At 68.5% G+C, this 26,429-nt stretch carries 26 protein-coding genes and 2 pseudogenes; 8 read left to right on the plus strand and 20 right to left on the minus strand.

Annotated elements, in window-relative coordinates:
- Positions 1 to 5: 5 nt before the first annotated feature.
- The 6 genes and pseudogenes from ACFWFP_RS24385 to ACFWFP_RS24410 all read right to left on the minus strand — a co-directional run bounded on the left by ACFWFP_RS24385 (position 6) and on the right by ACFWFP_RS24410 (position 6,267).
- Entirely contained in the window at positions 6 to 287 is a 282-nt protein-coding gene (locus tag ACFWFP_RS24385; RefSeq protein ID WP_379298905.1) for a helix-turn-helix domain-containing protein, read from the minus strand.
- 144 nt (positions 288 to 431) lie between these two features.
- Entirely contained in the window at positions 432 to 1,250 is an 819-nt protein-coding gene (gene proC / locus ACFWFP_RS24390) for a pyrroline-5-carboxylate reductase (protein WP_379298625.1), read from the minus strand.
- 28 nt (positions 1,251 to 1,278) lie between these two features.
- Entirely contained in the window at positions 1,279 to 2,145 is an 867-nt protein-coding gene (locus tag ACFWFP_RS24395) for a thioesterase family protein (RefSeq protein WP_379298627.1), read from the minus strand.
- A 102-nt stretch (positions 2,146 to 2,247) separates the two neighbouring features.
- Positions 2,248 to 3,132, minus strand: a complete 885-nt coding sequence (locus ACFWFP_RS24400) for a sugar phosphate isomerase/epimerase family protein (protein ID WP_379298628.1) — start codon at positions 3,130 to 3,132, stop codon at positions 2,248 to 2,250.
- A gap of 16 nt (positions 3,133 to 3,148) precedes the next feature.
- Positions 3,149 to 3,367: pseudogene (locus ACFWFP_RS24405) on the minus strand (hypothetical protein); the annotation flags it as partial.
- Positions 3,368 to 5,280: 1,913 nt separating this feature from the next.
- Positions 5,281 to 6,267 (minus strand): hypothetical protein, encoded by a 987-nt coding sequence (locus ACFWFP_RS24410; RefSeq protein ID WP_379298630.1) that lies wholly within the window; start codon positions 6,265 to 6,267, stop codon positions 5,281 to 5,283.
- Between the two features lie 65 nt (positions 6,268 to 6,332).
- On the opposite strand from ACFWFP_RS24410, the gene ACFWFP_RS24415 reads away from it, so the two are divergent.
- Together ACFWFP_RS24415 and ACFWFP_RS24420 are read left to right on the plus strand one after the other, a co-directional pair.
- Positions 6,333 to 7,211 (plus strand): hypothetical protein, encoded by an 879-nt coding sequence (locus ACFWFP_RS24415; protein ID WP_379298632.1) that lies wholly within the window; start codon positions 6,333 to 6,335, stop codon positions 7,209 to 7,211.
- A gap of 70 nt (positions 7,212 to 7,281) precedes the next feature.
- Positions 7,282 to 7,611, plus strand: a complete 330-nt coding sequence (locus ACFWFP_RS24420; RefSeq protein WP_379298634.1) for a hypothetical protein — start codon at positions 7,282 to 7,284, stop codon at positions 7,609 to 7,611.
- A gap of 190 nt (positions 7,612 to 7,801) precedes the next feature.
- Here the strand turns inward: ACFWFP_RS24420 and ACFWFP_RS24425 are convergent, their stop codons facing one another.
- From ACFWFP_RS24425 to ACFWFP_RS24435, 3 genes are all read right to left on the minus strand, one after another.
- Complete coding sequence (locus tag ACFWFP_RS24425) at positions 7,802 to 8,491, minus strand: response regulator transcription factor (RefSeq protein ID WP_056814516.1); 690 nt, start codon at positions 8,489 to 8,491, stop codon at positions 7,802 to 7,804.
- Complete coding sequence (locus tag ACFWFP_RS24430; RefSeq protein ID WP_056816211.1) at positions 8,488 to 9,726, minus strand: cell wall metabolism sensor histidine kinase WalK; 1,239 nt, start codon at positions 9,724 to 9,726, stop codon at positions 8,488 to 8,490. Before ACFWFP_RS24430 ends, ACFWFP_RS24425 begins: the two co-directional genes overlap by 4 nt.
- A 130-nt stretch (positions 9,727 to 9,856) precedes the next feature.
- On the minus strand, positions 9,857 to 10,237 hold the full coding sequence (locus ACFWFP_RS24435; RefSeq protein WP_379298636.1) for a winged helix-turn-helix transcriptional regulator: 381 nt from the start codon (positions 10,235 to 10,237) through the stop codon (positions 9,857 to 9,859).
- Between the two features lie 110 nt (positions 10,238 to 10,347).
- Here ACFWFP_RS24435 and ACFWFP_RS24440 point away from each other — a divergent pair, with 110 nt between their 5' ends.
- A complete protein-coding gene (locus ACFWFP_RS24440) occupies positions 10,348 to 11,064 on the plus strand; it encodes an NADPH-dependent F420 reductase (RefSeq protein WP_379298638.1) in 717 nt (238 codons plus the stop codon).
- Positions 11,065 to 11,140: 76 nt separating this feature from the next.
- Here ACFWFP_RS24440 and ACFWFP_RS24445 read toward each other — a convergent pair whose 3' ends face one another.
- From ACFWFP_RS24445 to ACFWFP_RS24460, 4 genes are all read right to left on the minus strand, one after another.
- Positions 11,141 to 11,488, minus strand: coding sequence for a DoxX family protein (locus ACFWFP_RS24445; RefSeq protein ID WP_379298640.1), 348 nt, complete (start codon positions 11,486 to 11,488; stop codon positions 11,141 to 11,143).
- A 135-nt stretch (positions 11,489 to 11,623) separates the two neighbouring features.
- Entirely contained in the window at positions 11,624 to 12,361 is a 738-nt protein-coding gene (locus ACFWFP_RS24450; protein WP_379298642.1) for a phosphoglyceromutase, read from the minus strand.
- A 27-nt stretch (positions 12,362 to 12,388) separates the two neighbouring features.
- A complete protein-coding gene (locus ACFWFP_RS24455) occupies positions 12,389 to 12,565 on the minus strand; it encodes a hypothetical protein (RefSeq protein WP_170112119.1) in 177 nt (58 codons plus the stop codon).
- An 86-nt stretch (positions 12,566 to 12,651) separates the two neighbouring features.
- Entirely contained in the window at positions 12,652 to 13,545 is an 894-nt protein-coding gene (locus ACFWFP_RS24460; protein WP_379298644.1) for an ROK family protein, read from the minus strand.
- A 187-nt stretch (positions 13,546 to 13,732) separates the two neighbouring features.
- Here ACFWFP_RS24460 and ACFWFP_RS24465 point away from each other — a divergent pair, with 187 nt between their 5' ends.
- On the plus strand, positions 13,733 to 14,908 hold the full coding sequence (locus ACFWFP_RS24465) for a lipase family protein (RefSeq protein ID WP_379298646.1): 1,176 nt from the start codon (positions 13,733 to 13,735) through the stop codon (positions 14,906 to 14,908).
- A gap of 50 nt (positions 14,909 to 14,958) precedes the next feature.
- Here the strand turns inward: ACFWFP_RS24465 and ACFWFP_RS24470 are convergent, their stop codons facing one another.
- The 5 genes and pseudogenes from ACFWFP_RS24470 to ACFWFP_RS24490 form a co-directional block, all read right to left on the minus strand.
- Positions 14,959 to 15,435: a YbjN domain-containing protein gene (locus ACFWFP_RS24470; protein WP_379298907.1), complete on the minus strand. Its 477-nt coding sequence runs from the start codon at positions 15,433 to 15,435 to the stop codon at positions 14,959 to 14,961.
- A gap of 14 nt (positions 15,436 to 15,449) precedes the next feature.
- Positions 15,450 to 16,808, minus strand: a complete 1,359-nt coding sequence (gene mshA, locus ACFWFP_RS24475; RefSeq protein ID WP_379298908.1) for a D-inositol-3-phosphate glycosyltransferase — start codon at positions 16,806 to 16,808, stop codon at positions 15,450 to 15,452.
- A 152-nt stretch (positions 16,809 to 16,960) separates the two neighbouring features.
- Positions 16,961 to 17,953 carry an alpha/beta hydrolase gene (locus ACFWFP_RS24480; RefSeq protein WP_379298910.1) on the minus strand — a complete coding sequence of 331 codons (993 nt, stop codon included), beginning with the start codon at positions 17,951 to 17,953 and terminating at the stop codon, positions 16,961 to 16,963.
- A 393-nt stretch (positions 17,954 to 18,346) separates the two neighbouring features.
- Positions 18,347 to 19,039 (minus strand): annotated as a pseudogene (locus ACFWFP_RS24485) (alpha/beta hydrolase); the annotation flags it as partial.
- Positions 19,040 to 19,166: 127 nt separating this feature from the next.
- The gene (locus ACFWFP_RS24490) at positions 19,167 to 19,985 is read right to left on the minus strand and encodes an alpha/beta fold hydrolase (protein ID WP_379298648.1); all 819 of its coding nucleotides are present in this window, start codon (positions 19,983 to 19,985) and stop codon (positions 19,167 to 19,169) included.
- A 109-nt stretch (positions 19,986 to 20,094) separates the two neighbouring features.
- Here ACFWFP_RS24490 and ACFWFP_RS24495 point away from each other — a divergent pair, with 109 nt between their 5' ends.
- Entirely contained in the window at positions 20,095 to 20,829 is a 735-nt protein-coding gene (locus ACFWFP_RS24495; protein ID WP_379298650.1) for an SDR family NAD(P)-dependent oxidoreductase, read from the plus strand.
- Between the two features lie 274 nt (positions 20,830 to 21,103).
- Positions 21,104 to 21,556: a large conductance mechanosensitive channel protein MscL gene (mscL, locus tag ACFWFP_RS24500; RefSeq protein WP_379298652.1), complete on the plus strand. Its 453-nt coding sequence runs from the start codon at positions 21,104 to 21,106 to the stop codon at positions 21,554 to 21,556.
- A gap of 85 nt (positions 21,557 to 21,641) precedes the next feature.
- Here the strand turns inward: mscL and ACFWFP_RS24505 are convergent, their stop codons facing one another.
- Positions 21,642 to 23,000, minus strand: a complete 1,359-nt coding sequence (locus ACFWFP_RS24505) for an MFS transporter (protein ID WP_379298654.1) — start codon at positions 22,998 to 23,000, stop codon at positions 21,642 to 21,644.
- 170 nt (positions 23,001 to 23,170) lie between these two features.
- On the opposite strand from ACFWFP_RS24505, the gene ACFWFP_RS24510 reads away from it, so the two are divergent.
- Together ACFWFP_RS24510 and ACFWFP_RS24515 are read left to right on the plus strand one after the other, a co-directional pair.
- Positions 23,171 to 23,773 (plus strand): NADPH-dependent FMN reductase, encoded by a 603-nt coding sequence (locus ACFWFP_RS24510; RefSeq protein ID WP_379298656.1) that lies wholly within the window; start codon positions 23,171 to 23,173, stop codon positions 23,771 to 23,773.
- On the plus strand, positions 23,770 to 25,212 hold the full coding sequence (locus ACFWFP_RS24515) for a DHA2 family efflux MFS transporter permease subunit (RefSeq protein WP_379298658.1): 1,443 nt from the start codon (positions 23,770 to 23,772) through the stop codon (positions 25,210 to 25,212). Before ACFWFP_RS24510 ends, ACFWFP_RS24515 begins: the two co-directional genes overlap by 4 nt.
- 62 nt (positions 25,213 to 25,274) lie before the next feature.
- On the opposite strand, the gene ACFWFP_RS24520 is transcribed toward ACFWFP_RS24515, so the two are convergent.
- Complete coding sequence (locus ACFWFP_RS24520; RefSeq protein WP_379298912.1) at positions 25,275 to 26,417, minus strand: Ig-like domain-containing protein; 1,143 nt, start codon at positions 26,415 to 26,417, stop codon at positions 25,275 to 25,277.
- Positions 26,418 to 26,429 lie beyond the last annotated feature (12 nt).

A 26,429-nucleotide genomic window follows, 5' to 3' on the forward strand; every position in this document is an offset into this window, starting at 1 on the left:
CTACGTCATCCGGCGTCGAAGTACGACGTCTCCAGGTAGTCGTGCACCGCCTTCGCGTGCACTCGGAACGAGCGTCCGACACGCACCGCGGGCAGTTCACCCGAGTGCACGAGCCGGTACACCGTCATTTTCGACACCCGCATGAGATCGGCGACTTCGGCGACGGTGAGAAACTGCGTGCCACCGCCGATCACCGTTTGCGGGGTGGCGCCGACCCGCGGCGCGGGCGAACCCGAACCACCGCTCGACGCCGATGGATTACTTGACATTCTGTTCGCAGACATCATGGCACCATTGACCTCCGGCACGCCCGCGCCGCCGGCTTCCCCACCAGCGGAACAGACACGCACGTGCTTCTACGAGCTTAGCGGGACCAGTGGGATTACTGCGACGGGTGTGAGAAATCGGTTCTCGAACCGGGTACCCGTTTGTCACTCGTTCGTTGCGCCCTGTTCGACAGAGCGCTGCTTGGCAGCGTGTAGCGCTTCGGTGAAAGCCGAACGCAGCGCACCACGTTCGAGTTCGCGCAGTGCCGCGGCGGTGGTACCGGCGGGCGAGGTCACCGCGGCCCGGAGCTCGGCCGCGCTCTGCCCGGTTTCGTCCAGCAGGGCCGCCGAGCCGATCATGGTCTGCACGACCAGTTCGCTGGCCACCTCGCGGCTCAGGCCCAGGCCGACGCCCGCATCGATCATCGCCTCGACGACGAGGAAGAAATACGCCGGCCCCGAACCGGATACCGCGGTGACCGCGTCCATCTGCGCCTCGGGCACCGTCACCACTTTGCCGACGGCTTCGAGCATCTCGCCGACCTGCTCCAGCTGCTCCGGCTTGGCGTAGCGACCGGGCGACTGCACACTCATGCCCTGTCCGACCAGCATCGGCGTGTTCGGCATCACCCGCACGACCGCGAAACCGGCGGGCAGTTTCGACTCCAGCCGGGCGGTGGAGACGCCGGCGGCCAGCGAGACGAGCACCTGATCACGACCGTTGTCGAGATCGGCCTTCGACAGGTCGGTGAGCACCGAGTCGACCACGCCGGGCTTCACCGCGATGACCACGATGTCGGCACCCTCGACAGCGTCGGCGACCGAACCGCTCACCCGCACCTTGAATCGCTCGGCCAGCTGCGCGGCGCGCGCGCCGAGCGGCTCGACAACGACCAGATCCTTTGTTGCCCGGCCGGATTCCAGCAATCCGGCCACTAGCGCCTCACCGATCCGACCGCCACCGACCACCGCAATTCTCGTCATGAGAACTAGGTTAGTTGGCCCGGTGACGTCAGCGCGCCGCCGGGATCAGGGCCAGCTGACGACTCTGGGCGACGACGGCACCAGTCGAGTCGATGACCAGGTGGTCCTCGTCGAACATCCGCTCACCGACCTCACGGGCGGTCGCGATGACGCGCAGCCAGCCGCGCGCGGGGATGCGACGCAGATACGTGGTCATCTGCACCGTCGGCGACCAACCGAAGTGGCCGAGGTTCATCGGCACCGGCGGGCTGATGTCGGCGGCCATCATCGCGAAGGCCGCACGCGCCCGCGGATCGGCTTCGTCGCCGTCGAACGGGCGGATCCACAGCCGCAGCCGGGGCGGGCCGGTCTCGCCACGCAGGAATTCGCCCCAGCTCGGATCGATCACCATGTGGGCGCCCTGGCTGACGTGCACGATCTTGCCCATGGGCGAATCGGCGGAGTAGCGGAACGCCTCGTCGACCGGTTCTGCGGGCATGTCGGTGTCGGGGCCGCTCCAGCGCGTCTCGGCGGAGTCGAGGTGGCCGAAGGTGAACGCGGTCCGGACCAGGGTGCGGCCGTTCTGGATCAGGTCCACGTCGGCCAGGCAGATCTGGCGGCCTTTCTTGCGGATGTGCACCGCGTATTCGACCTCGCCGGGGTCGGGGGCGCCGAGGAAGTCGGTGCTGGCCGCGATGGGCGCCATCTGGGCGAGCGCTTCGTCGGCCTCGGTGAGCCAGCGGGTCGCCGCGGCGGCGGTGGCCGCGACCATGGTGCCGCCGTGGACCTTGGGGCCGATGGTCCAGGTGGGCGCGATCACACCGGCGTAGCGGCCGGTCTCGGCATCGGTGGTGGTGAGCTCGGTCAGGTCGAGGACCTGGCTGAACGGCGCGTCGGTCGCGAGTTCTCGCGTCATCGTCACTCCTGGTCGAGGGGCACAACAATTCGTACAGCGTACAAGCACGCCGGGGCCGCGACTATTCCGCGCTGCGGCGAGACGATTTCCGCCGCACCACGGTCATGGCAAGTCGGCGTGGCGCGGCTGGGGGTCCGGCGTCGCGCCGGTGAGGTGGCGGCGTGCGAAATCGAGGGTGCGCGCCAGCTGGGTGGAGCGTTCGGCGGTGGTTCGCGCGTTCTGGGTATTGATCTCGGCGACCGCGTGGCCGCGGAAACCGGTGTGGATCAGGTGTTCACACAGTTGCGCGCACGGCTGGGTGCCGTCGCCGGGCACCAGGTGCTCGTCGTGCGCGGCGCCGCGACCGTCGGCCAGGTGCAGGTGGACCAGGCCCTCACCCATCCGGCGCGCCAGCTCCAGCGCGTCGGCGCCCGCGGTCGCGGTGTGCGAGAGGTCGAGGGTGTAGTGGTCGAAGCCGATGTCGGTCGGGTCGTAGGAGGGGCTGAACGCGCTCACCGCGCGGCCGGGGCCCGCGCGCCGTTCCAGCCTGCGCACCGCGCCGTCGCGGAACAGGGTGTCGGCCCGCATCGGGAACATGTTCTCCACAGCCACCTTGACCGGGTGATGCGCCTCGAGCTCACCGACCTGATCGGCGAAACCCCGCGCGTAGCGGCGCTGCCAGCGAAACGGCGGGTGCACCACCACGGTGTCGGCGCCGAGCGCCTCCGCGGTCCGCACGCTGCGTTCCAGCTTGGCCACCGGGTCCGCGCCCCAGACCCGTTGGGAGATCAGCAGACACGGCGCGTGCACGGCCAGCACCGGGACGCCGTAGCGTTTCGCGTAGGACTGCACGGTCGCGATGTCCTGGCTGGCGGGCTCGGCCCAGACCATCAATTCGACACCGTCGTAACCCAATTCGGCGGCATAGCGGAACGCCGCCTGCGTGTTCTCCGGATAGACCGAGGCCGTCGACAGCCCGATCGCGATGTCCGCCCGTGCGTTCCCCACAGCCCACTCCCTGTATTCAGCTGGTACTGAGGAGAAAGGCTAGCGGTCCCAGCGTCACGAAGACGCCAACGACGACGGCGATCACAGTGCTGAAGATGTCATCGGTGCGCCGCAGGATCCGAACCAGCGCCACCAGACCCAGGATCACCACCATCGCCAGGGCCAGCGCCACCCATGGCAGCGTTTCCCACATCGTCTCGAAACCCTTGAACAGCAGCATTCCGGCGACCGCCGCGCCCGCGCTCTGCGCGCCCAGGATCATCCACTGGCGGCGGTTGGCATTGTCGCCGTCGCCGCGGGCCATGCTCGATACGCGGGCGGCGCGGCTCGCTACCGACCCGCCCGCTCGATTGCCCGACAGCCTGCTCGCGGCCCGTGACTCGGCGACGCTGCCGGTCTTGGGCTTGGTCCGGCTCGCCACCTTCGCCCGCGCCCGGTCCGCCAGGGTCACGGCGGCCGCCTTGGTCGCGGCGCGCCTGCTCGCCCTGGTCGGCTTGGGTTCGTAGTCGTCGTCGTAGTCGTCGTCATCGTCGAACGCCGCGTCGTCGTACTCGGATTCGGCGTAGTCGGCGTCGGAGTAGTCGTTGTCGACGTAGTCGCGGTCGACGTAATCGGACTCGGCGTAGTCGTCGGTGTCCTCGCCATCGACCTGGTCGGCGCCGACCCGGAACACGACCTCGGTGTGCGCGTCGGCGCCGGGACCGCGATCGGCGCGCTGGCGCAGCAGGTCCCCGGCCACCGTCTGCCCGGATACCAGCGGCTGCTCCTGGCTGACCGGCGACCACGCGGCCGTCGGGAAACCGCCGCTCTCCGGCGCGGGCGCGTTCTTGTCCGGACGATGCCTGCGCGCCGACCACGACGGCAGCCCGCCGGACTTCGGCTCGCCCCGCCGGCGATCCAGCGAGGGCCGCTGGTCCGCGCCGCGGGCAGGCGGCGCGTCGACACCCGGCGCGAGGTTGTAGGCCTGCGTGGCGTCGGCGCCCGACGGCGGATACCCGTTGAAGGCTTGCGTGGCGTCGGCGCCCGGCGGCGGATATCCGTTGAAGGCTTGCGCGGCGTCGCCACGCCCCGGCGCGGGCTGCCCGTTCGACCCGGGCGTGCCATTGCGCCCCGCCCCGTGGAAACCTCGCGCGGGCTCAACCCCAGGCCGCCCGGTGGCAGGCTGACCGTCGAAAGACTCGCCCGGGCGCCCGTTGAAGCCCGACGCGGGGCTGCCGTCGAAAGACTCCCCCGGTCGGCCGTTGAAGCCCGGCGCGGGCCGACTGTCGAAAGACCCGGCGCCGCGATGCTCGTCGAAACCCGATCCGGCCAGATTGTCGAAACCGGCGATATCGGGGAGCGCATCCAATCCACGCGACTGCCCCGGCCGGCCCATGAATGCCTGTGGCGCGTCGATGCCCGCCTCGTACAGCGGCGCGTCGAACGACGGGCGGCCCGGCGCCGGGCTCGCCTCGACGGCCTCTTCCGCGGCTTCGGCGGCCCGCCTGCGCGCCGCCCGGCCACCGGTGACCGGCGGCGGCGGTTTCGGGGGCTCGGCGTACGGGGCGAGCTCGGGCTCGTCCGGTCGATGCCGTCTGCCTCCGCCGACCGCGGGCAGCGCACCGGAGCCGAACATCTCGGCGATACCGGGATCGACCGGCTGCGTGGGACCACCGGGAACACCGAGGCGACCTGGACCGCGTCCGCTTCCACGGGACCCGGCGTCGCGCGCTTCGGCACGGAACGGGCCGAACGGATCGGACGACGGTCGCTGTTCGGCGAGTCCGAGTGGATCGCGCGAATCGGGCGCGGAGTACCCCGCGTCGGGGTCGAATCGGGTGATCGGGCCCGACATCGGCGAGAAGGCCGGTTCGGCCGGACCGGGCGGCGGGTAGGGCGCGGGCTGGTAGCTCGCGGGCGGTTCGTAAGTCGGCGCGGGCTCGGGTGCGTAGGTGGGCGCCGGGACATAAGCGGGCGGGGGTTCCGGCGCGGGCGCGGCGTGCGAGTTCGGCTTGACCGCCGCGTTCTCGCCGGTCAGATCGTTGACCGAGAGTCCGCGCCCGCTGCGCCGTCGTCGTCCGCCGCCACCGGAGGCAGCGGGCGCGGCCCCCTGCGCGGCGTTGCGCGCCAGCAGCTCAGCCACCGATAGCTGTTTAGAATCCTCGCTACTCATGCCGACTCCACTTCCGCGACCGGCGTGACCGGCGGCACCGCGGCCGGTCCACCTCCGTTGGGCTCGGCGTCCAGTTTGCGCAAGATGAGGCCTTCGCGCAGCGCCCAGGGGCAGATTTCGATGCTGTCGAGCGATAACGCCCGCATACTCGCCTCCGCGACCAATGCGCCGGCCACCAATTGCTGGGACCGATCCGAACTCACGCCTTCCAGTTCCGCGCGATCCGACGCGGTCATCCGGGAGATGAACGCGATCAGCTGGCGCAGACCGGAGCTGGTCAGTGTACGTCGCACCCGCGGACCGGCCACCGAGGGTGCCGCGCCGGTCAGCCGGGCCAGCGAACGGAAGGTCTTCGAGGTGCCCACGGCCAGGTCGGGCCTGCCCGCGTCGATCATCGTCTTGGACGGGACGACCAGTTCGGCGTCGAGCCAGTCGCGCAGGACCGCGATCTTGCGCTTGCCCGGCGGGTCGTCGCGCAGCCACTCCCTGGTGAGCCTGCCCGCGCCGAGTTGCAGCGACAGCGCCACATCGGGTTCCTCGTCGCCGCCGTTGGACAGCTCCAGCGAGCCGCCGCCGATGTCGAGGTTGATGATCCGGCCCGCGCTCCAGCCGAACCAGCGGCGCACCGCGAGGAACGTCAGCCTGGCCTCGTCGTCGCCGGAGAGCACTTGCAGATCGACTCCGGTCATCGCTCGCACGCGCGCGAGCACTTCCTCGGAATTGGTCGCCTCGCGCAGGGCCGAGGTGGCGAACGGCATCAGCTCCACGCACTTGGAATTGCGTGCCAGATCAGCGAATTCGAGGATGGTCGCGATCAGCCGCGCCTCACCCTCCTCGGTGATCCGGCCCCCCGAATCCATGCTCTCGGACAGGCGCAACGCCGACTTCGTCGAGCTCATCGGCATCGGGTGGCCACCACGATGCGCGTCCACCACGAGCAGGTGGACGGTATTGCTTCCGACATCGAGAACACCAAGCCGCACACGAATACGGTACTTGGTGATCCGGTACAGCAGGCCAGGCGACTGAACTGTTAGCGTCAAGAGTTGTGACCGAAGGCGCATCTGGCACCGCGGAGACCGGGCTCCGACCTGGGCGAAAGATCGATCCCACCCCGGAGGTCGAGCTCGATTTCCCCCGGGAGTGGATCGAGTTCACCGATCCAGCAAACGACGAGCACCAGATCGTCGCCGATCTGACGTGGCTGCTGTCGCGCTGGACGTGCGTGTTCGGCACGCCTGCCTGCCAGGGCATCATCGCCGAACGCCCCGACGACGGCTGCTGTTCACACGGCGCTTTCCTGGCCGACAAGGACGACCGCAAGCGCCTCAACGGTGCTGTGAAGATGCTCACACCCGATGACTGGCAGCTGATGGGCGAGGCCACCGAGAACGGCAAGGTCGTCAAGAAGGGTTACCTCGAACTCGACGAACTCGAGGACGAACCGGCCCTGCGCACCCGTCGCTTCGACGGCGCCTGCATCTTCCTCAACCGTCCCGGATTCGCGGCGGGCCCCGGCTGCGCGCTGCACATCATGGCCGTGCGCAAGGGCATCGAACCCCTGGAAGTGAAGCCGGACGTGTGCTGGCAGCTGCCGATCCGGCGCACCCAGGATTGGGTGGAACGCCCCGACGGCGAACAGATCCTGCGCACTGTGGTCACCGAATACGACCGGCGCGGCTGGGGGCCCGGCGGCCTCGACCTGGATTGGTACTGCACCGGCTCTCCCGACGCCCACGTCGGCGCGAAGCCGGTCTGGCAGTCCTACGGCCCGGAACTGCGCGAGCTGCTCGGTGCGCCCGCCTACGACGAACTCGCCAAGCACTGCCGCCGACGCGAGGGCCTCGGCCTGGTCGCGGTGCATCCGGCGACGGTCGAAGCCGAACGGATGAACCCCGGAGCTCACAGATCGAATCACGCGGAGTGAAAGCCTCGTGACCATTCGGTTCACCTGTAGGTCGTGCATCCGTCACCGAACTCGGGTTGGATAGCTGTTCATGTCCAAGAAAGCGATCTACGCAGCGACCCTCGCGATCGGCGCGACCCTCTCCATGACCGGCCTGGCCAATGCCGAACCGAACGGTGATCCGGCCGCGTACGCGGACTTCACGGCCGACTTCGTGAACTACAGCGACCCGGCCGCGATCGATGCCGCCAAGAACGGCAAGTACATCATCATCAGCACGCAGGGAACCTCCTCCCCCATCGGCTGCCGCGGCAACGGCGCCGACGTGCCGATCTACGACTGCAAGCAGTTCGACGGCGTGGAAGTTGTCGCCCTGAAGAAGATCGAAACCCCCCTGGGCACCGCGTGGAGCGTGCTGTAACCGCCTCTGCGCGACTCTTGGCCAGATCTAGGTGCGGGGAGACCCATGTACGCGACCGGCGGCAAGGCATCTAGTTCGTTGGCTCGTGCCCGGTGAGTTACCCATGTTCTCGCTAGATCAGTCATTCCGTCCATGAACGAAAAGGATCCCGTCGGTGTGCCGACGGGATCCTTTCGTTATCGGGCTGGTGTCAGGCTTCGAGCTTGTAGCCGAGGCCTCGTACGGTCACCAGGTGTTCCGGTTTGGCCGGGTCGGCCTCGATCTTCGAGCGCAGGCGCTTGACGTGGACGTCGAGGGTCTTGGTGTCGCCCACGTAGTCGGCGCCCCAGACGCGGTCGATCAACTGGCCGCGGGTGAGCACCCGGCCGGAGTTGCGCAGCAGGTATTCGAGCAGGTCGAACTCCTTGAGCGGCAGGGTGACCTGACCACCGTTGACGTGCACGGTGTGCCGGTCCACGTCCATCCGTACGGGTCCGGCCTCGAGCACACCGTTCTCACTGCCCGAGTCGAGCTCGTCGCCCGCGCCGCGGCGCAGCACGGCCCGGATCCGCGCGATCAGCTCGCGCGCCGAGTACGGCTTGGTGACGTAATCGTCGGCGCCCAGTTCCAGCCCGACGACCTTGTCGATCTCGCTGTCGCGGGCGGTCACCATGATCACCGGCACGCCGCTGCGCGTACGCAGCTGCTTGCACACGTCGGTGCCGCTCATGCCGGGCAGCATCAGGTCCAGCAGCACGATATCGGCGCCGGAGCGGTCGAATTCGGCCAGCGCGGACGGGCCGTCGCCGACGACGGTGACGTCGAAGCCTTCCTTGCGAAGCAGGAACGCCAGCGGCTCGGCCAGCGAATCCTCGTCTTCGACGATCAACACACTCGTCATCTGCGTGCCTCCACACCGTTCGTTCGTCCCGCGAGAGTGCGCGGGACGGTGGTTTCTCTCGTGGTGGACTCCGGCGTCTGTTCCGCGTCCTCGTCCCCATCGGTTTCCAGATGGGCGGGGATGCGCAGCGTGAACGTCGAGCCGGTGCCCAGTTTGCTCCACAGGGTGATTTCGCCGTTGTGGTTGGCCGCCACGTGTTTCACGATGGCCAAGCCGAGCCCGGTGCCGCCGGTCGATCGGGAGCGGGCCTTGTCGGAGCGGAAGAACCGCTCGAACACCCGTTCCTGGTCTTCCTTGGCGATCCCGATGCCACGATCGGTGACCGCCATCGCGACATGGTCGCCGCGCAGCGACCGGCTCACCGACACGTGCGAACCCTGTGGTGAATACGCGATCGCATTCTCCACCAGATTCGACAGCGCGGTCACCAGCAACGTTTCGTCGCCGAGCACTTCCAGCCCGCTGGGCCGGTCGGTGCTGACGGTGATGCCCGCGGCCTCGGCGGCGGTGCGCGAGCGGTCGACCGCCTGCTGCACCACCGTGTCGACGTCGACCACGGCCAGATCGGGCAGTTTCTCGGCGCCCTGCAGTCGCGACAGCGCGATCAGCTCGGTCACCATCTTGCCCAGCCGCCGGGATTCGCCCAGTACACGGGAGCCGAAATGGCGTACGGCCTCGGGATCGTCGGCCGATTCCAGCATGGCCTCGGCCAGCAGGCTCATCGCGCCGACGGGGGTCTTGAGTTCGTGGCTGACGTTGGCGACGAAATCGCGCCGCGTCGCTTCCATGCGGGCCTGCTCGGAATCGTCGTCGGCGAACAGCACGACGAAACTGGTTTCCTCGCGGGAGAGTTTGCGGGCAACACCGCGCACGGCGATCCGGCCGCGGCCGGGTAGCGGGTTCTTGGCGGTGAGGTCGTATTCGGCGGATTCACCGGTCGCGAGGACCTTCTCCACGGCGGCCCACGCGCGTTCGTCGAGCAACCGGTTGCGGACCAGCCCGAGTTCCTCGGCGCGCGGATTCACCAGCACCACATCGCGGTATTCGTCGACCACGGCGATGCCGGACTCGGAGGCGAGCACGATCAGGTCGAGCACCTGCGACATCGTCAGCCCGGTGTCTTCCTGGGTACGAGCGGCCTGCCTGGCATTGACGAACGGGATCAGCAGGCCACCGACTGCCAGCCCCACGACAGCAGCGAGGACTGCCAACAGCACGGCCTGCGGAACACTCACAAGATTGATCGTACGAGTGCGGACCGACATAACGTCGGCGGGTCGACGAAGTTTCGCGCAGGTCACAGGCACTTGGCATGGCGTTCTTTTGCCGTTCACCCGGCGGGCACCTGGATTGGCGCCGGGCGTGTCAGCCGGGCGGTTCGCCGTACATCGCGGTGGTCACCGCGGGCCCGTGCCGGTCGACCCATGCGCCGAGCGCATAAATCGGAACGAGCAGATCGCGGCCCGCTTCGGTGAGTTCGTACTCCACTCGCGGTGGCGCTTCGGCATACCGCCGCCTGCGTACGAGCGTCATCCGCTCCATCCGCCGCAACGTCTGGGTCAACATCTTCTGACTGATCCCACCGGCCCCGGTCAGAAGTTCGCTGTGACGTTGCGGACCATCGCGCAACAGGTACACCACCACCGGCAGCCACGAGTTCGCGAACAGGTCCACCGCCATTCGCGCGGGACAGTCGGCCTCGTAGTCACCGTAGGGCGGGTATTGCACCGGTTCGGCGGCGGTCATGGGTACCAGCGTGCCACCGCCGATAGGCACCCGCGGGTGCCTATCGGCCTTTCTAGCGTCGGTGTGGTCGATGCCACCGGGCTCGACACCGGCGAATCACGGGAGTTCTCATGCGTATCGGAATCATCGGCGCGGGCGCGATGGCGTCCGCGTTGGGCGGCGGCTGGGCCACGGCGGGCCACGAGGTGCGGATCGGGGCCCGCTCGGCCGACGCGGCGCGGGCAGTCGCGTCCGAGATCGACGCGATCGGTGGCGCGGGATCGGATGCCGGCCGGGCGAGCAGGCCTGTGGTCGACGTGCGACCGGCGACGATCAGCGCGGCGATCGCCTTCGCCGAGGTAGTGCTGTTCGCGATACCCGTGAGCGCACTCACCGAACTGCTCACCACACACGGCGCCGAGCTGGCCGGAAAGATCGTCATCGACTGCACCAACGCGTTCCTGCCCGACGAATCGGCACCGGACGGCGTCACCGCGTTCGTCTTGAGCGAGGACGCGGTGGCCGAACGCATCGCCGCGGCAGCGCCGAAAGCCCACGTGGTCAAGGCCTTCAACCTCCTCGCCGCCGAGGTGTGGGCGGGCGCCGACCGAGTCTTCGACGGAGTGCGGTTGGCCGTCCCGATCTGCGGCGACGACGCGGCGGCGGTACAGACAGTGGCCCGACTCGCCGAAGACCTCGCTCTGCGACCGTTTACCGCGGGCGGCCTGCACCGCGCCAGATATCTGGAGGCGACCTCGGTCTTCACCGTCGGCCTCTGGTTCGCCGGCCTCGATGCCCGCGCGATGTTGCCTCCACTGTCGGCGGCCTTCGCGGTCGCCGACGCCTGACACGGGTCGGTCCGGCGTCATCGTGCGATGCGTCGTCATCCACACGATCACGCCGGCTCGGCCGTCCCCGGGACGTTCAGGCTGCGATCCCCAGCCCCAGCGCCACGGCGACCGGCGCCAGGTACAGCACCGGGAACGCGACCGTCTTGTACGAGCGCGCTCGCAGCACCGTCACCACCGCACCGGCGAAGTACAGGATCAGCCCGGTCGCGGCGAGAACCCCGATCACCGGCACGAACAGGCCAGCCAGCAGCCCGATCGACCCGAGGGCCTTGGCGATACCCAGCGGTGTCCACCAGGTCTGCGGCACACCGTATTCCACCAGCGGCTCCACCACGAAGGGGGCCCGGCGCAGCAGCGAGAACGCCGAGAACCCCACCCACAGCGCGGCGATGACAGTAACGATGACGTAGGCCGTGAACATGTGCGTAACTCCTTCGGCAGCCGCGTGTTTCGCGGTATCTACCGAGGTGACGACACAGCCCCCGCAAGTGTGACATCGCCGCGGCAGCACAACGGCCCCACACCGGTGGACGGTGTGGGGCCGAAGCGCCGGAAGTTACTTGCCGCCCTGATTGGCGACCGCGGCGGCACCGGCAGCGGCGGCCGCCGGGTCCAGGTACTCGGCGGCCTTCACCGGGCGCAGGTTCTCGTCGAGTTCGTAGACCAGCGGAATGCCGGTGGGGATGTTCAGACCGGAGATGTCCTCATCGGAGATGCCGTCGAGGTGCTTGACCAGCGCGCGCAGCGAGTTACCGTGCGCGGCGACCAGCACGGTCTTGCCGGTGAGCAGTTCCTTGGAGATGGTGTCTTCCCAGTACGGGACCATCCGCTTGACGACGTCGAGCAGGCACTCGGTCTCGGGGACCTCGATGCCCGCGTAGCGCGGGTCCTCGGCCTGGCTGTACGGGTTGTCGGGCTGGATCGGCGGCGGCGGGGTGTCGTAGCTGCGACGCCACAGCATGAACTGCTCCTGGCCGTACTGCTCGCGGACCTGCTCCTTGTTCTTGCCCTGCAGGTCGCCGTAGTGGCGCTCGTTGAGGCGCCAGTCGCGCACGACCGGGATCCACAGCCGGTCGGCGGTGCCGAGCGCGTTGTCCGCGGTGCTGATCGCGCGGCGCAGCAGCGAGGTGTAGACGACATCGGGCAGGATGCCTGCCTCTTTGAGCAGCTCCCCGGCCCGTTTGCCCTCGGCGATGCCCTTGTCGGTGAGTTGGACGTCCACCCAACCGGTGAAGAGGTTGAGGGCGTTCCATTCGCTCTCGCCGTGGCGCAGCAGCACGAGGGTGTAGGTCATAGGGGTCATTCTGACATTGCGGTGATGTCAGGCCCACTCCACCTCGTCGAAGCCGATGACGATCTCGTACGGCCCGCCCTTGACCAGCGCGTCGACCTGTAATCGTGACGCCACGGAGTCGACTTCGCGCACTACGGCGCACACTCCTTGGAACGGACCCTCCGGTATATGGACGACATCGCCCGGCACATAGTCGGCAGCCACCTCATGGAGGCTACGCCCGCCGGTGACCAGGCAGAACGAACGCGCCGAGCACGCATTCGGCCGGACCGAAGAGTCCTCACATCGCCTCAGTCCGCGTCGGCCTCGACCGCCAGCACCCCCGCACCGACCAGCGTGGCGCCCTCGCTCAACGTCGACAGCTCCACCGACAGCTCTTCGATGAACTCGAGCCGCGCGTGCCGGGCGACGGCAGCGCGCAACGGTCCCCACAGTGGCTCCCCCGAGTGCGCGAAACCGCCGCTGATCACCACCCGATCCACATCGAGGAGCGCGGCGGCCGACGAAATCCCCTGACCGAGAGCGGTTCCCGCGCGGGCCATGGCGGCGAGCGCGATCCGGTCGCCACGGTGCGCGGCGTCGGCGAGCTCCATTCCGCTCTCCCCCGCCCAGCCACGCGCCCGCGCCCAGCGCACCGACGACATCCCGCTCGCCACCGCCTCCACGCACCCGAATCCCCCACAGGGGCAGGCGGTGTCATCGCCGGGCACCACGATGTGCCCGATGTGCCCGGCATTTCCCGTGCGCCCCACCACCACTCGACCGTCGGCGACGATCCCCCCACCGACTCCCGACGACACCGTCAGGGCCAGCCCGTTGTCCACCCCGCGCAGCCCGCCCACCCGATGCTCGGCCAGCACCAGGCAGGCGCCGTCGATGGCCAACCGCACCACCGCGTTCGGGAACAGCGCGCGCACATGGTCGACGATCGCGAACCCGCCGCGCCACGCCGCCAGATTCAACGGCCTGATCATTCCGGCGGGCACATCGACGGGCCCCGCCGCTCCGATCCCGACCGCGCTCACGTCGTTGTCACCCGCCACAGCGAACAGCAGATCTCGGCACACCGCCCACGGATCGTCCGCGACAGCGGGCGCCCGCTGCACCCCGTGCAACCGGTAGTGCGGGTCCACAAGTCCCGCAGCGAATTTCGTTGCCCCGATATCGAGCGCAAGCACCGCCATCACCACTCCTACCTACCGCGCCGGGTCACGTCGCCGCACACCTCGACCGCACCTGATGTGAGTCATCACAACATGTGGCACGCGACACTTTGACTACTGGTCGGTACAAATCACAGGTTTTCGTTAGATACTTCGACACGGGTCGGGTCGTCTCGTTGGGCAGCACTACTGTTGATGAAGGAAAGCTGTGTCGAAAATCGCTGTACTGGTGTTGAGTCTGCTATCGGTGGGCTTGTTCGCCGCACCCGCGGGCGCGAACCCGCTGTATCCGACGCCTGATCCGGATCCGTTCTTCACCGCACCCGCCGACATCGCCGCGCTGGCACCCGGCGACGTCGTGCGGACCCGCCACATCGACACCTGGATGTACCCGGGCACCGAAGGCCACCAGGTCGCGTTCCGCTCCACCAATTCGGCGGGCAACGCGATCATGGGCATCACCACCGTGCTCATGCCGATCGGGGTGAAGAACCCGCCGCTGGTGTCCTACCAGGCGCTGATCAACTCCATCGGCACCCGCTGCAATCCGTCGCAGTCGCTGTTCAACGGCGAGCTGCAGGACGCGCCGGGCGCCATGCTGCCGTTGGCGCGCGGCTGGGCGATCTCGGTGCCCGACTACCTCGGCCCGACGGTGGCCTACGGTGCGGCCAAGCTCAGCGGCATGGTCACTCTCGACAGTGTGCGCGCGGTGCAGAAGGTCGCCGAGCTCGGCGTGGGCAACTCGCCGGTGGCGATCGCCGGCTACTCCGGCGGCGGCATGGCCACCGCCTGGGCGGGCGCGCTGCAGCCCACCTACGCACCGGAACTCAAGCTCGCGGCCGTGGTGTCCGGCGGCATCCCCGCCGACCTCGAATTGATGGCCGACGCACTGGGTTTCGCGCCGCACCCCGGCTTCGGCCTCGCCTTCGCCGCCGCGATGGGCATCGAGCGCGAGTACCCCGAGCAGGTGCCGGTATCGGACCAGCTCAACGAGAACGGCCTGTGGTTCCGTGAATTCACCAAGGACGCGTGCCGTCGCTTCCTGCTGTTCCACGGCGCCCTGCGCAACGCCGACCAGATGGCGGCGTCCAAGGAGCTGATGGGCAGCCAGGTGGCCCGCGGCGTCCTGCAGGAGAACAGCCTCGTGCACTTCCAGGGCGCGCCCACCGCACCCACCTACATCTGGCAGGGCAAGTACGACATCCTCACCCCGTACGCTCCGGTCGCCGAGACCATCGCCCGCTGGTGCGGTCAGGGTGCGCCGGTACAGCTGAACACGGTCGAGATCTCCGAACACATGACCGCCGCCGTGGCGGGCTTCCCCGACGCGTGGAACTACGTCGAGGCCCGCTTCCGCAACGAACCGGTCCCGACCAACTGCTGAGCTGAAAAACGATGCCGGACAGGAATTTTCCTGTCCGGCATCGTTTGTTTTCAGACCTTGTCGGCGTCGTCGATGATGTGCTCGAAGGCGCGCAGGTTCTTCAGCGACTCACCGCGCGAGACCCGCCACTTCCATTCCTTGCGAATGGATTCGGCGAAACCGAGCTCCAGCAGGACGTTGAAGTCGTTGTCGACGGCTTCGAGGATCTGACCGAAGATGCGGTCGAGTTCGTCGGCGGTGACCGACTCGGCGGACATGCGGCCGACCAGGTAGATGTCGCCGACATTGTCGAGGGTGTAGGCCACGCCGTAGAGGCGGCGGTTGCGGCGCAGCAGGTATTTGTAGACGCCTTCGAAGTTCTCGTCGGGCTTGCGGCACACGAACGATTCGATGCGAACCCCGTGCTTACCGACGGTCAGCATCACCGTGGTCTTCAGCTTGCGCTCGCCGGGCAGCACCACGATGAACGTGTCGTCACCGTGGCGGGTGTATTCGATCTCGCGATCGCGCAGCGTGTCGTCGATGATCTGCGAAACGGCGCTCACCTGCGCACTCCCGTCCGGCGCCGCAACAGCGCCCGCGATCTGGCCTGCCTGGTCTCGCCCGCGTGCAGGGCGATGGGACCGCGTTCGGTGCGGAACCCGGCCATCGCGGCAGCGTAGCTGTCGAGCAGGCCGTCGGCGGTGTGCGCCCAGGAGAACCTGCTCGCGTGCTCCACGGCGGTGGCGCCCATGCGGGTGAGCCGGTCGGGGTCGTCGAGCAGGGCGGCCAGCGCGTCGGCCCAGTCGGGGGTGCGATGCCCCGGCACGAGCAGACCGGATTCGTGGTCGCGGACCGCGGTGCCGAGACCGCCGACGTCGGCGGCGAGGACGGGGGTACCGCTGGCCTGCGCCTCGATGGCGACCAGGCCGAAGGATTCGTTGTAACTGGGCACGGCCACCACATCGGCCGCGCGATACACCTGCACAAGCTGGTCGGCGGGCTGCGGCGGCAGGAACGTGACCCGTTCGGCGATGCCGAGGTCGGCGGCCAGTTCGATCAGCGCGTCGGGCCTGGCCAGGCCCGTGCCGGACGGTCCGCCGACGATCAGCACGCGCAGCTTGCGGCCCGGGTCACGGCCGAGGAGCTCGGCCGCGGCGCGCACGAGCACATCGGGGGCCTTGAGCGGCTGGATCCGGCCGATGAACGCGACGATCTGCTCGTCGGCGCGCAACCCGAGCTCGGCGCGCGCGGCGAGCTTGTCGCCGGGCCGGTAGCGGGTCAGGTCGGCGCCGGGCGGCACCACGTCGATGCGGTCGGGCGAGGCGCCGTAGAGCTCGACGAGCTGCCGGGCTTCGTCACCGGTGTTGGCCACCAGCCGGTCGGACTCGGCGATCACCTGCTTCTCGCCGATCACCCTGGTCTCGGGTTCGGGGGTATCGCCCTCGGCCAGCGCGGCGTTCTTCACCGCGGCGAGGGTGTGCGCGGTGTGCACCAGCGGCACCCGCCAGCGGTCGCGTGCCAGCCAGCCGACCTGGCCGGACAGCCAATAGTGCGAATGCACGAGGTCGTAGTGGCCGGGCAGATGCCGTGCTTCCTGACGCAGGACCTCGGCGGTGAACGGACACAACTGAGTGGGCAGCTCGTGCTTGTCGAGTCCCTCGAACGGGCCCGCGACCACGTGGCGCACGATCACGCCGGGCGCGGCTTCGGCCACCGGCGGCAGTTCCGAGGACGTCGCCCGGGTGAAGATCTCCACCTCGGTGCCCCGTTTGGCCAGCTCGAGCGCGGTTTGCAGCACGTAGACGTTCATCCCGCCCGCGTCCCCCGTGCCGGGCTGCGCCAGCGGCGAGGTATGCACCGATAGCACCGCGATGCGATGGGGCAAAAGATCGGGACGACGCTGGCTCACACCCTCCAGTGTGCACGCCACGACGCCGCCACCGTTACCCCTACCGGGTTCGGTGACGGCTGTCACAGCCTGTTCGTGAGTGAGTTCACGTGCGCGTCGTGGTCGAGCCTGCCCGATCCGCGACCCGCGCGCGAGCGGATTTCGGTCCTCGCACTCCGACGTCACGCGCGGTGCAGCGCCGCCTCGAACACGGGCCACGATTTGTGCATGTCCTGCTCCCAATAACCCCACGAGTGGGTGCCGTTGGGGCGCATGTCCACGGTCGCGGGGATGCCGAGCGATTGCAGTCGATCGCGCAGCTGCTGGGTGCACAGATTCGTGACGGCTTCGAGCCCGGCGCCGAACAGCAACTGCATGGTCAGCTGCATCGGGTCGCCGTTGGCGCCGGTGATGGTGTCGTACGGCCCTGGGATGCCGGTGCCGGAGGAGATATAGACGTCGGTGCCGCGCAATGCTTCCGCGTGCAGGTAGGGGTCGTTGGCCGACCACGCGGGATCGGTGGGTGGGCCCCACATATTGGCCGCGTTGCCGAGCCTGCTGCCCACCACGGTCCGCACGATCGCCTGTCCGCGTGGATCACTCGTGCGCACGCACCCGCTGTAGGACCCGATCGCCCGGTACAGGCCCGGTTCGGCGAGCGCGAGCTGGAACACCGAGGTCCCCGCCATCGACAGTCCCGCAATGGCGTTGGCGCCGGTGCCGCCGAACTCCGCGTCGATCACGGGCGGTAGTTCCCTGGTGAGGAAGGTGGTCCAGCGCTGCTTGCCGAGCACCGGGTCGTCGGTTCGCCAGTCGGCGAAATAGCTTCCCGCCCCGCCGAACGGGATCACCACGTTGACCTGTTTGTCCTTGAAGAACTCGACGACGTCGGTGCGATCGAGCCAGTTGCCGTCGGCACCTCCGCCGACCCCGTTGAGCAGATACAGCGTCGGCGCGGGCGCTGTCGGATCCGCGGCTCGCAGCACCCGCACCCGGGTGACGAGGTCCATCGCCGGTGAGTACACGCCCACATCGATGGTGTGGTCCGGTTCGACCCGCTGATCCTCGATCCGCGCCGCCCCCGGTTCGGCGCTCGCGGGCACCCCGACCACGACACCGGCCATCAAGCCGAGCACGGCCACCGCGACCCGTACGCCCACTGCCCGACCAAACATCATCGAACTCCGTTCTCGACGCCGAATCCTCTTCTCCACATACGATCCAACGACATTCCAGAACGCTACACACGAATTCAGTGGAAGTCTGTGACGATTCCCAGAAGATTTTCCTGAACTCTGGACGTTCGATCCGATTGGTTAGCGAGAACAATCACAGGCCGATCACATCAGCGCGGCAGACCAATCACACCGATGACTCTACCTGCACGGACACCTGGTCCGCCCGCCGAGACCCGAGCCGCGCCCGCGCCTCCGCCGACAGATTTCACCCACATCAATAGACCGACCGGACCTTTTCATTCGATGCCCTGAATTGTGAAATATGACGCAACATGTCTGCGAATTCATTCGCATCACCGGAGTCCGCGGTGAACCCGCAGGCAGGAGCGTTCAGCCGACGCGCAGTGCCGCGGCGAACACCGGCCAGGAGTGACGCAGATCGTCGCGCCAGTAGCCCCAGGAGTGAGTTCCGTTGGGGCGCAGGTCGACCGTGGCGGGAATGGCCAGGTCGTGGAAGCGGGTGGCGAGTTGCCGGGTGCACAGCGCGGTGACCGCGTCGAGCGCGCCGCCGATGATCAACTGGTCGACGAGCTTCATCGAATCACCGTGCAGGCCCGGCCCGTCGATGGTGTCGAGCACCCCGGGAAGACCGGTGCCGGAGGAGACGTAGATCGCCAGGCCGCGCAGGCGCTCGGCGTGCAGGAAGGGGTCGTTGGCGGCCCAGAGCGGGTCGCCGGGTTGTCCCCACATGTTCACAGGGTCACCGTTCTGGCCGGAGACGACGGTGTTGACGATGGCATGGCCCTGTGGACCGCTGGTGGAGACGCAGCCGCTGTAGGAGCCGACCGCCTTGTACAGCGCGGGCGCGGCGAGTGCCAGCTGGAAGGCCGCGGTGCCCGCCATCGACACGCCCGCAACGGCATTGGCCCCGGTTCCGTGGAATTCGCGGTCGATGACGCGGGGCAGCTCGCGAGTGAGGAAGGTAGTCCAGCGCTGACGGCCGAGGACGGGGTCGTCGGCCCGCCAGTCGGCGTAGTAGCTGCCCGCGCCGCCGATCGGCATCACGACGGTGACCTGCTTGTCGGGCTCATGCGCCACCTCCATGCCCGGCCGCAGGACCTGGCCGTCCAGCTCAGAGTAGGTCGCCCTCACTTGCCCCGGACATGTTTCTGAAACATTAACGATTCAGAGCCGACGGGGTCCGCGTTGCTCACTCCAGCGCGTCGATGAACGCGCTGACCTCGGCGAGGAAGCGTGGCCGGTCCTCGATGAACAGCCCGTGCAGAGCGCCTTCCCAGAAGGAACCGCGAGCGTCAGGGGCATTGTCGAGGATGTACTGACCATTGGCCGCCGGGACCACCGGGTCATCGGTGCCGTGCAGCACGAGAACCGGAACATCCAGGGCGCGCAGGGTTTCGGTGTTGTCGATCGTGCGGTAGAACAGCGCCTTGCGCACCGACGGCGGGGTCGCGAGACTGCCGCCGAACAACCGCTGCGCGTCGACACCCTTGTCCGCGCTGGGCCCGGTATTGGCATTGCCGAACACCGAGAACGCGCGCACCGCCCGCCCGGCGGCCTCGTCGAACACGCCCGGAATCGCCTTCTCCATCGACGGCCCGGGCGCGGCGCCGGGCACATCGCGTCCGATATGGGCGGGCGCGCCACAGTAGACGACACCGGCGACAGCCGCGGTGCCATAGGTGGCGAGGTAGTCGGTGGCGACGATCCCCCCGTAGGACCAGCCCAGCAGCACCGCACCGGCGTCGATACCCTCGGCAGCCAGGACCGCGGCCACATCACCCGCCCACGCCTCGGGGTCGTCATAGCCGGCGCCGGGATCATCGGAATACCCGTGTCCGCGCAGGTCGACCGCGATCACCCGGTAGCGCTCGGCCAGCTCGTCCGCGGCCGCCCCCCAGCACCGCAGATTCCCGGCCCACCCGTGCAACAGCACCAGCGGCCTACCGGTACCACTCACCCGGTAGACGATCCTCGTTCCATCGGCACTGACAGCATCGCGAACAGCCATCCCGACAGGCTAATCGGCGCACGGCCGCAGCGAAGGCGCAGGTACGGCTGGCATCACCGTGATCGGAGCCATGGCGGGCGGAAATCCTGGGCGAATAAGATCGGCAAACATGAGCATTCGCACCGCTGTCGTCACCGGGGCCAGCTCGGGAATCGGTGAAGCCACCGCCCGGGAACTGGCGAAGCAGGGTTATCACGTCTACGTCGGTGCCCGCCGGTTCGACCGGGTGCAGCGCCTCGCCGAGGAGATCGGCGGCACCGCCATCGAACTCGACGTCACCTCCGAGGAATCGGTGCGCACGTTCACCGAGGCCATCGAGCGCGTGGACGTGCTGGTCAACAACGCCGGCGGCGCGAAGGGCATGGCCGCGGTCATCGACGCCGACCTCGACGACTGGCGCTGGATGTGGGAGACCAACGTCGTGGGCACCCTGCGCGTCACCAAGGCGCTGCTGCCCAAGCTGATCGCGTCCGGCGACGGCCTGATCGTCACCGTCACCTCCATCGCCGCCCTGCACACCTACGACAACGGTTCCGGCTACACCTCCGCCAAGCACGCTCAGGCCGTCGCTCACCGCACCCTGCGCGGCGAGCTGCTCGGCAAGCCGGTGCGCCTCACCGAGATCGCCCCCGGCGCCGTGGAAACTGAGTTCTCCCTGGTCCGCTTCGACGGCGACGCCGAGCGCGCCGCCAAGGTCTACGAGGGCATCGACCCCCTGCACGCCCAGGACATCGCCGAAATCGTCGGCTTCGTGGCCACCCGCCCTCCGCACGTCAACCTCGACACCATCGTCGTCAAACCCCGGGACCAGGCAGGCCCCGGCTCCTTCGCCCGCCGCTCCTGAACCGTTCCCTCCCCGTAAACGTGAGCCTGGACACCTCGACCCATCGGGTTCGCCGCCCGGCCGATCGCACAACACGATGGGCCGGGCGGTCAATCCGCTCGCGAGACAGGCGAATCCGGGACGGCAACCGTTCGAGTAGCGGGAGCGGCAGCGGGTATTGATACTGGGGGCGGGCGGTTCGAGCGTTGCTGAGAATTCGCCGCAGCAGCCGAACTGGCACTAACATCGCCGTTTGCCGTTAGCCAGTCTTAGGAGTAGAAGTTCGATGCTCGGTATGAAGTCTGTTTTCAGTGGGTTCAAAGATTTCCTGATGCGCGGGAACGTCATCGACCTCGCGGTCGCGGTCGTGATGGGTACCGCTTTCACCGCGGTGGTCACCTCGTTCAGCAAGGGGCTCATCAATCCGCTGCTCGCAGTGTTCGGCTCGACCAACGAACTGGGCCTCGGCGTCCAGCTGATCGCCGACAAGCCGGCGACGTTCATCGCACTCGGCCCGATCATCACCGCGTTCATCGACTTCTTCATGGTCGCCGCGGTCCTGTACTTCGTGCTGATGCTGCCGATGAAGTCACTGAAGAACAAGTTCGGCACCACCAAGGACGCCGAGCCCACCGAGACCGAACTGCTCATCGAGATCCGCGACCTGCTGGCCAAGCAGCACGGCCTGAGCACCGACGAGGCCGTCGCGCTGAGCAAGGCACGCGCCAGCGAGTCCGTCGAGGCGTAGTCGCCCCCGATTCCCCGGTCCGGCCGACCGGACCCGAACGACCCCCCGACCGTCGAGTCGGGGGGTCGTTCTTTTTCCGGCGGGGTCAGGCGTATGCCGGGGTCTTGGCCGGCCAGCGCGGATGGTTGGGGTCGATCACGTAGGAGTGGGTGTGCTGGAAGTGCCGGGGGCCGACCTGGATCGCGTCGGCCAGGATCGCCGGGTCGACCGAGCCGAGTTCGTGGATGTGAGTGATCTCGGCCGGGTCGTGACGGGGCCACAGCCGGATCGCCGCGGCGGTGCCGAGCGCGGCGATGACGGCCAGGGTCGCCCAGGTGGTCGTGAAGCCCGCGGTGGTGGCCAGCCAACCGGTGATCGGGTAGGTGATGAGCCAGGCGAGGTGGGACAGGGAGAACTGGGCGGCGAAGAGGGCGGGGCGGTCTTCCGGGCGGGCGGAGCGGCGCAGGACGCGGCCGGTGGGGGTGAGGATCAGGGCGGTGCCCGCACCGATGGTGGCCCAGGTGGCGAGGGCAGCGGGCCAGTGCCCGTCGCCCGTCGGCAGGGTCGACAGGACGAGTGCGGCGGTCAGGCCGGTGAGCAGCACCCCCGCCCCGGCGAGCATCACCGGGCGCTCGCCGCGACGATCCAGGATCTTGGGCAGGGTGAGCGCGATGAACATGGTGCCGACGCCGTTCGCCGCGAGCAGCAACGCGACGCCGGACTGGTCGCCGCCCAGCACATCCCGTGCGTAGTTCACGGTATTGACCATCACCACCGAGCCCGCCGCGGCGACCACCAGGTTCAGCCCGAGCAGTCCGCGCAGTCGCGGCGTCGCCGCGAACAGCCGCAGCCCGGCGACGAGCCGCTCGGTGATCGCGCCGTCACCGACGGCCGCCTTCGGGATGCGCGCGGCCATCACCAGGGCGACCGAGACCGCGAAGCCGAGGCCGGTGCCGACGAACAGCCAGTGGAAACTGATCAGGCTCAGGGCCAGCGCCGCCAGCATCGGGCTGAGCAGCGTTTCCATGGTCGCCGCGAGCTGGGCGGCCGACAGCGCCTTCGTGTAGTCGCGTTCGTCGGGCAGGATATCGGGCAGAACCGCCTGGTAGGTGGGGGTGTAGGCGGCCGAGGCGATCTGCAGCAGCGTGATGAGCACGTAGATCTGCCAGATCTGGTCGACGAAGGGCAGGGCGAGCACGATCGCGCCGCGAACCCCGTTGAGCGCCATCAGGAACTGTCTGCGCGGGAGCCTGCCCGCATAGGCGCCCGCGATCGGCGCGACAGTGACGTAGGCGACCATCTTCAGCGTCAGCGCGGTGCTGAGCACGATGGCCGCGTTGCCGCCCGCCAGCTCGTAGGCGAGCAGACCGAGGGCGACGGTGGTGAGTCCGGTGCCGAACAGGGCCGCGACCTGGGCGGTGAACAGCAGCCGGTAGTCGCGGTGCGCGAACAGTGAGGTGGTCATGGCGGCTGCCCTTTCAAGACTGCTTATCTGCGTATGAATGCAATAAGCAGCATAGGCCGGAGAATATTCCCGTACCACCGAAAATCTTCGACTTGACCTCAACGACCGTTGAGGTAGGACGGTTGAGCGCAGCGGCGGCCGAGGGGCCGTCACCGACGAAGAGGAACGTCATGAGAGCCACGGTTGACCACGTCCGAACCGCACCCGGCCCGCTGCGACTCGCGGTCGTCATCGGCAGTACCAGGCAGGGGCGCTTCGGCCCGACGATCGCGAGCTGGTTCGTCCGGCAGGCCGCCTTGCGCGACACCGTCGCCGTGGACGTCGTCGACACCGCGAGCATCGAACTGCCGCACGCGTTCGGCGCCGCCACCGACCACCCCTCCGTCGCGGCAGCCACCGAAAAGCTCGCGCGCGCCGACGCGTTCGTCGTGGTGACACCCGAGTACAACCACAGCTACCCGGGCACACTGAAGAACCTGATCGACACCCACCACGCCGAATGGCAGGCCAAGCCGGTCGGCTTCGTCTCCTACGGCGGGATCTCCGGCGGGCTACGCGCCGTGGAACACCTGCGCCCGGTCTTCGCCGAACTCCACGCGGTCACCGTGCGCGACTCGGTCTGCTTCCCGAATCCGTGGGGCCGATTCGACGACGCGGGCGAGCTGTCCGCCCCCGACGACGCCGACGCCGCCGCGGCGACCATGCTCGATCAGCTCACCTGGTGGGGCGAAGCCCTGCGCGCCGCCCGCCTCGCCCAGCCGTACGGGAAGTGACCGCCGTGATCACCACCGTCGAACCGGCCACCAGCCGCGATCCGATGCGGATCGCCCTGGTCCTGGTGGTCGGCATGATCATGGCGACGCTCGATCAGACCATCGTGAACGTCGCCATCAACAAGTTGTCGATGGAGTTCCACGCGGGTCTGAGCACGATCCAGTGGGTTGCCACCGGCTACTCGCTCGCCCTCGGCGCCGTGGTGCCGACCTCGGCGTGGCTGGTCGGCCGATTCGGCGCCAAGCGGCTGTACCTGACGGCGATCAGCGCGTTCGTGGTCGGCTCGGTGCTGGCCGGGCTGTCGTGGAACATCGAGTCGCTCATCGCTTTTCGATTGATCCAGGGGGCCGCTGGCGGGCTGTTGATGCCGGTGGCCATGACGATCCTGCTGCGCGCGGCCGGGCCCGACCGCCTCGGGCAGTTGATGAGCACGCTCGGGCTGGCCATTCTGGTCGGCCCCCTACTGGGTCCGGTGATCGGCGGATACCTGATCGACGAGGTGTCGTGGCGGTGGATGTTCTTCATCAATCTGCCGCTGGGCGCGCTGGTGCTGCTGCTGGCTTTACGGGTGGTGCCCGATGACGCCCCGGAACCACCGCGCGCGCTCGATATCCGGGGGCTGCTGTTGATGTCGCCCGGGTTGGCGCTGGTCATCTACGGCGTCACCGCCGCGGGCGAGAGTGCCGGGTTCGCCACACCCGCGGTGCTGGTGCCGCTGCTGGTGGGGGTCGGCCTGATCGCCGTGTTCGTGCGCCGTTCGCTGACCACCGCGGTGCCGCTGCTGGATCTGCGCGTGCTCGGCAACCGGATCACCGGCACCTCCGCGGTGCTGCTCGCGGTGTTCGCGGGCGGCTACTTCGGTTCGATGTTGCTGCTGCCGTTGTACTTCCAGGTGGTGCGCGGCGAGTCGGCGCTGGTGGCAGGCGCTGTGGGGATTCCGTTCGCTCTGGCGTCCGGCGCGACGATGCAGGTGGCGGGCAGATTGATCGATCGGATCCCGCCCGGCCGGTACCTGCCCGCGTCGATCACGGTGGCGCTCACCGGGTTCGTGCTGTTCGTGATCCAACTCGACGCGGACGCGCCGTATTGGGCGCTGTGCCTCACGATGGTGCTGATGGGCGCGGGCGGCGGCGGAACCCTGATGCCGGTGATGACCACGGCCACCCGGCCGCTGAGCCGCGAGCAGCAGCCTGCCGGGTCGACGGTGCTGAACATGATCAGCACCACGTCGATGGCGATCGGCACCGCGGTGGCCTCGGTGACGTTGGGCGCGCTGCTCCCGGTGACCGGGGGACTCCAGGCGCTCCACGCCATGACTGCGGATCAGCGGGCCGACCTCGCTCCCGCCCTGGCCGACGCGTTCCAGCACACCTATCTGATCGCGCCCGTCATGATCGCGCTGGCGCTCGTCCCGGCGCTGCTCCTGCCCCGCCGTTAGAGGCGACCGAGCCGTCGTGCCGTGGCTGACGAACCACCGCGGCACGACGGCACAGATGCGGGCTACTCGGCGGGCAAGGCGGACATGGACTTCCACGTCGGCCAATCGAGAGCCCAGTCGTAGACGTCGCCGTCGGCCTGGGACAACGCGATCGAGGTGCCGGTCACCTCCACCGGATCGCCGTACAGGGCGGTCGGGAAGTAGGCCTGAGCGTCGCCGGGTGAGAGGTTGATGCAGCCGTTGGTGACGTTCGAGGAACCCTGCGCCGAGAGGGACTCGGGGTTGGCGTGGATGAATTCGCCGTTGTTGGAGATGCGGACGGCCCAGCGTTCGCGAACGTTGGTGTAGTAGGGCGGGTTCGACATCATGAAGTCCTCGTACTTCTCGGTGACGATGTGCACGCCCGAGCGGGTCACGTTGCGCGCCTCGTTGCCTTCGCCGTAGGACACCGCGAAGTCGAAGATCGTGGCGCCGTCACGCACGACCTGCATGCGGTGGCTCGGCGCGTTCGCGATGACGATCTGGCTGCGGCCGATGGTGAAGTCGGAGGTGACATCGGAGTCGCCGTAGGCGCCGCCGCCGAGGTCGACGCCGTAGAGCTTCGCGGCGACGTGCACGGTGGTGCCGGGGGTCCAGTAGTCCTTGGGGCGCCAGTGCACCCGCGAGCCGCCGTCGTCGGGCAGCCAGGCCCATGATCCTTCGGTGCCCTGGTCGGTGGTGACGGTGAGCGCCTTCTCCACGGCCGCCTTGTTCGTGACCGGCCCCGCGAACTTCAGGATGATCGGCGCCGCGATCCCGACTTCCTGGCCGTCACCGATGTTGATGGTGGCCGGGATGGTCGACTGGGGGCTGATCGTGGTGAAGGTGGCCTCGATCGGGATCGGTTTCGCGTCGGCGCCGATGGCCGTACCGGCCCAGGTGTACGTGGCGCCGTAGCCGAGCGGTTCGGCGACCTTGTAGGTGGTGCGGTCGGGGCTGAGCTGACCGGTGATCTGCTTGCCGGCGGCATTGGTGAGGGCGATCTGGTCGATCGTGCCGTGCGCGACCGTCACCGACACGGGCGCGACCGGGTCGACATCGGTGGCGCCGGGTGTGGGTGCGATGGTGACCTGCGCCACCGGCGCCGCCTCGGTGGCCTCGCCCGACCGGTCGATCGTGCACCCGGTGAGCGCGATGAGCACCGCCAGCAAGAGCACCGCAACCACGGATCGCCCACC

The organism is Nocardia sp. NPDC060249 (assembly GCF_042728755.1).
GTDB lineage: Bacteria > Actinomycetota > Actinomycetes > Mycobacteriales > Mycobacteriaceae > Nocardia.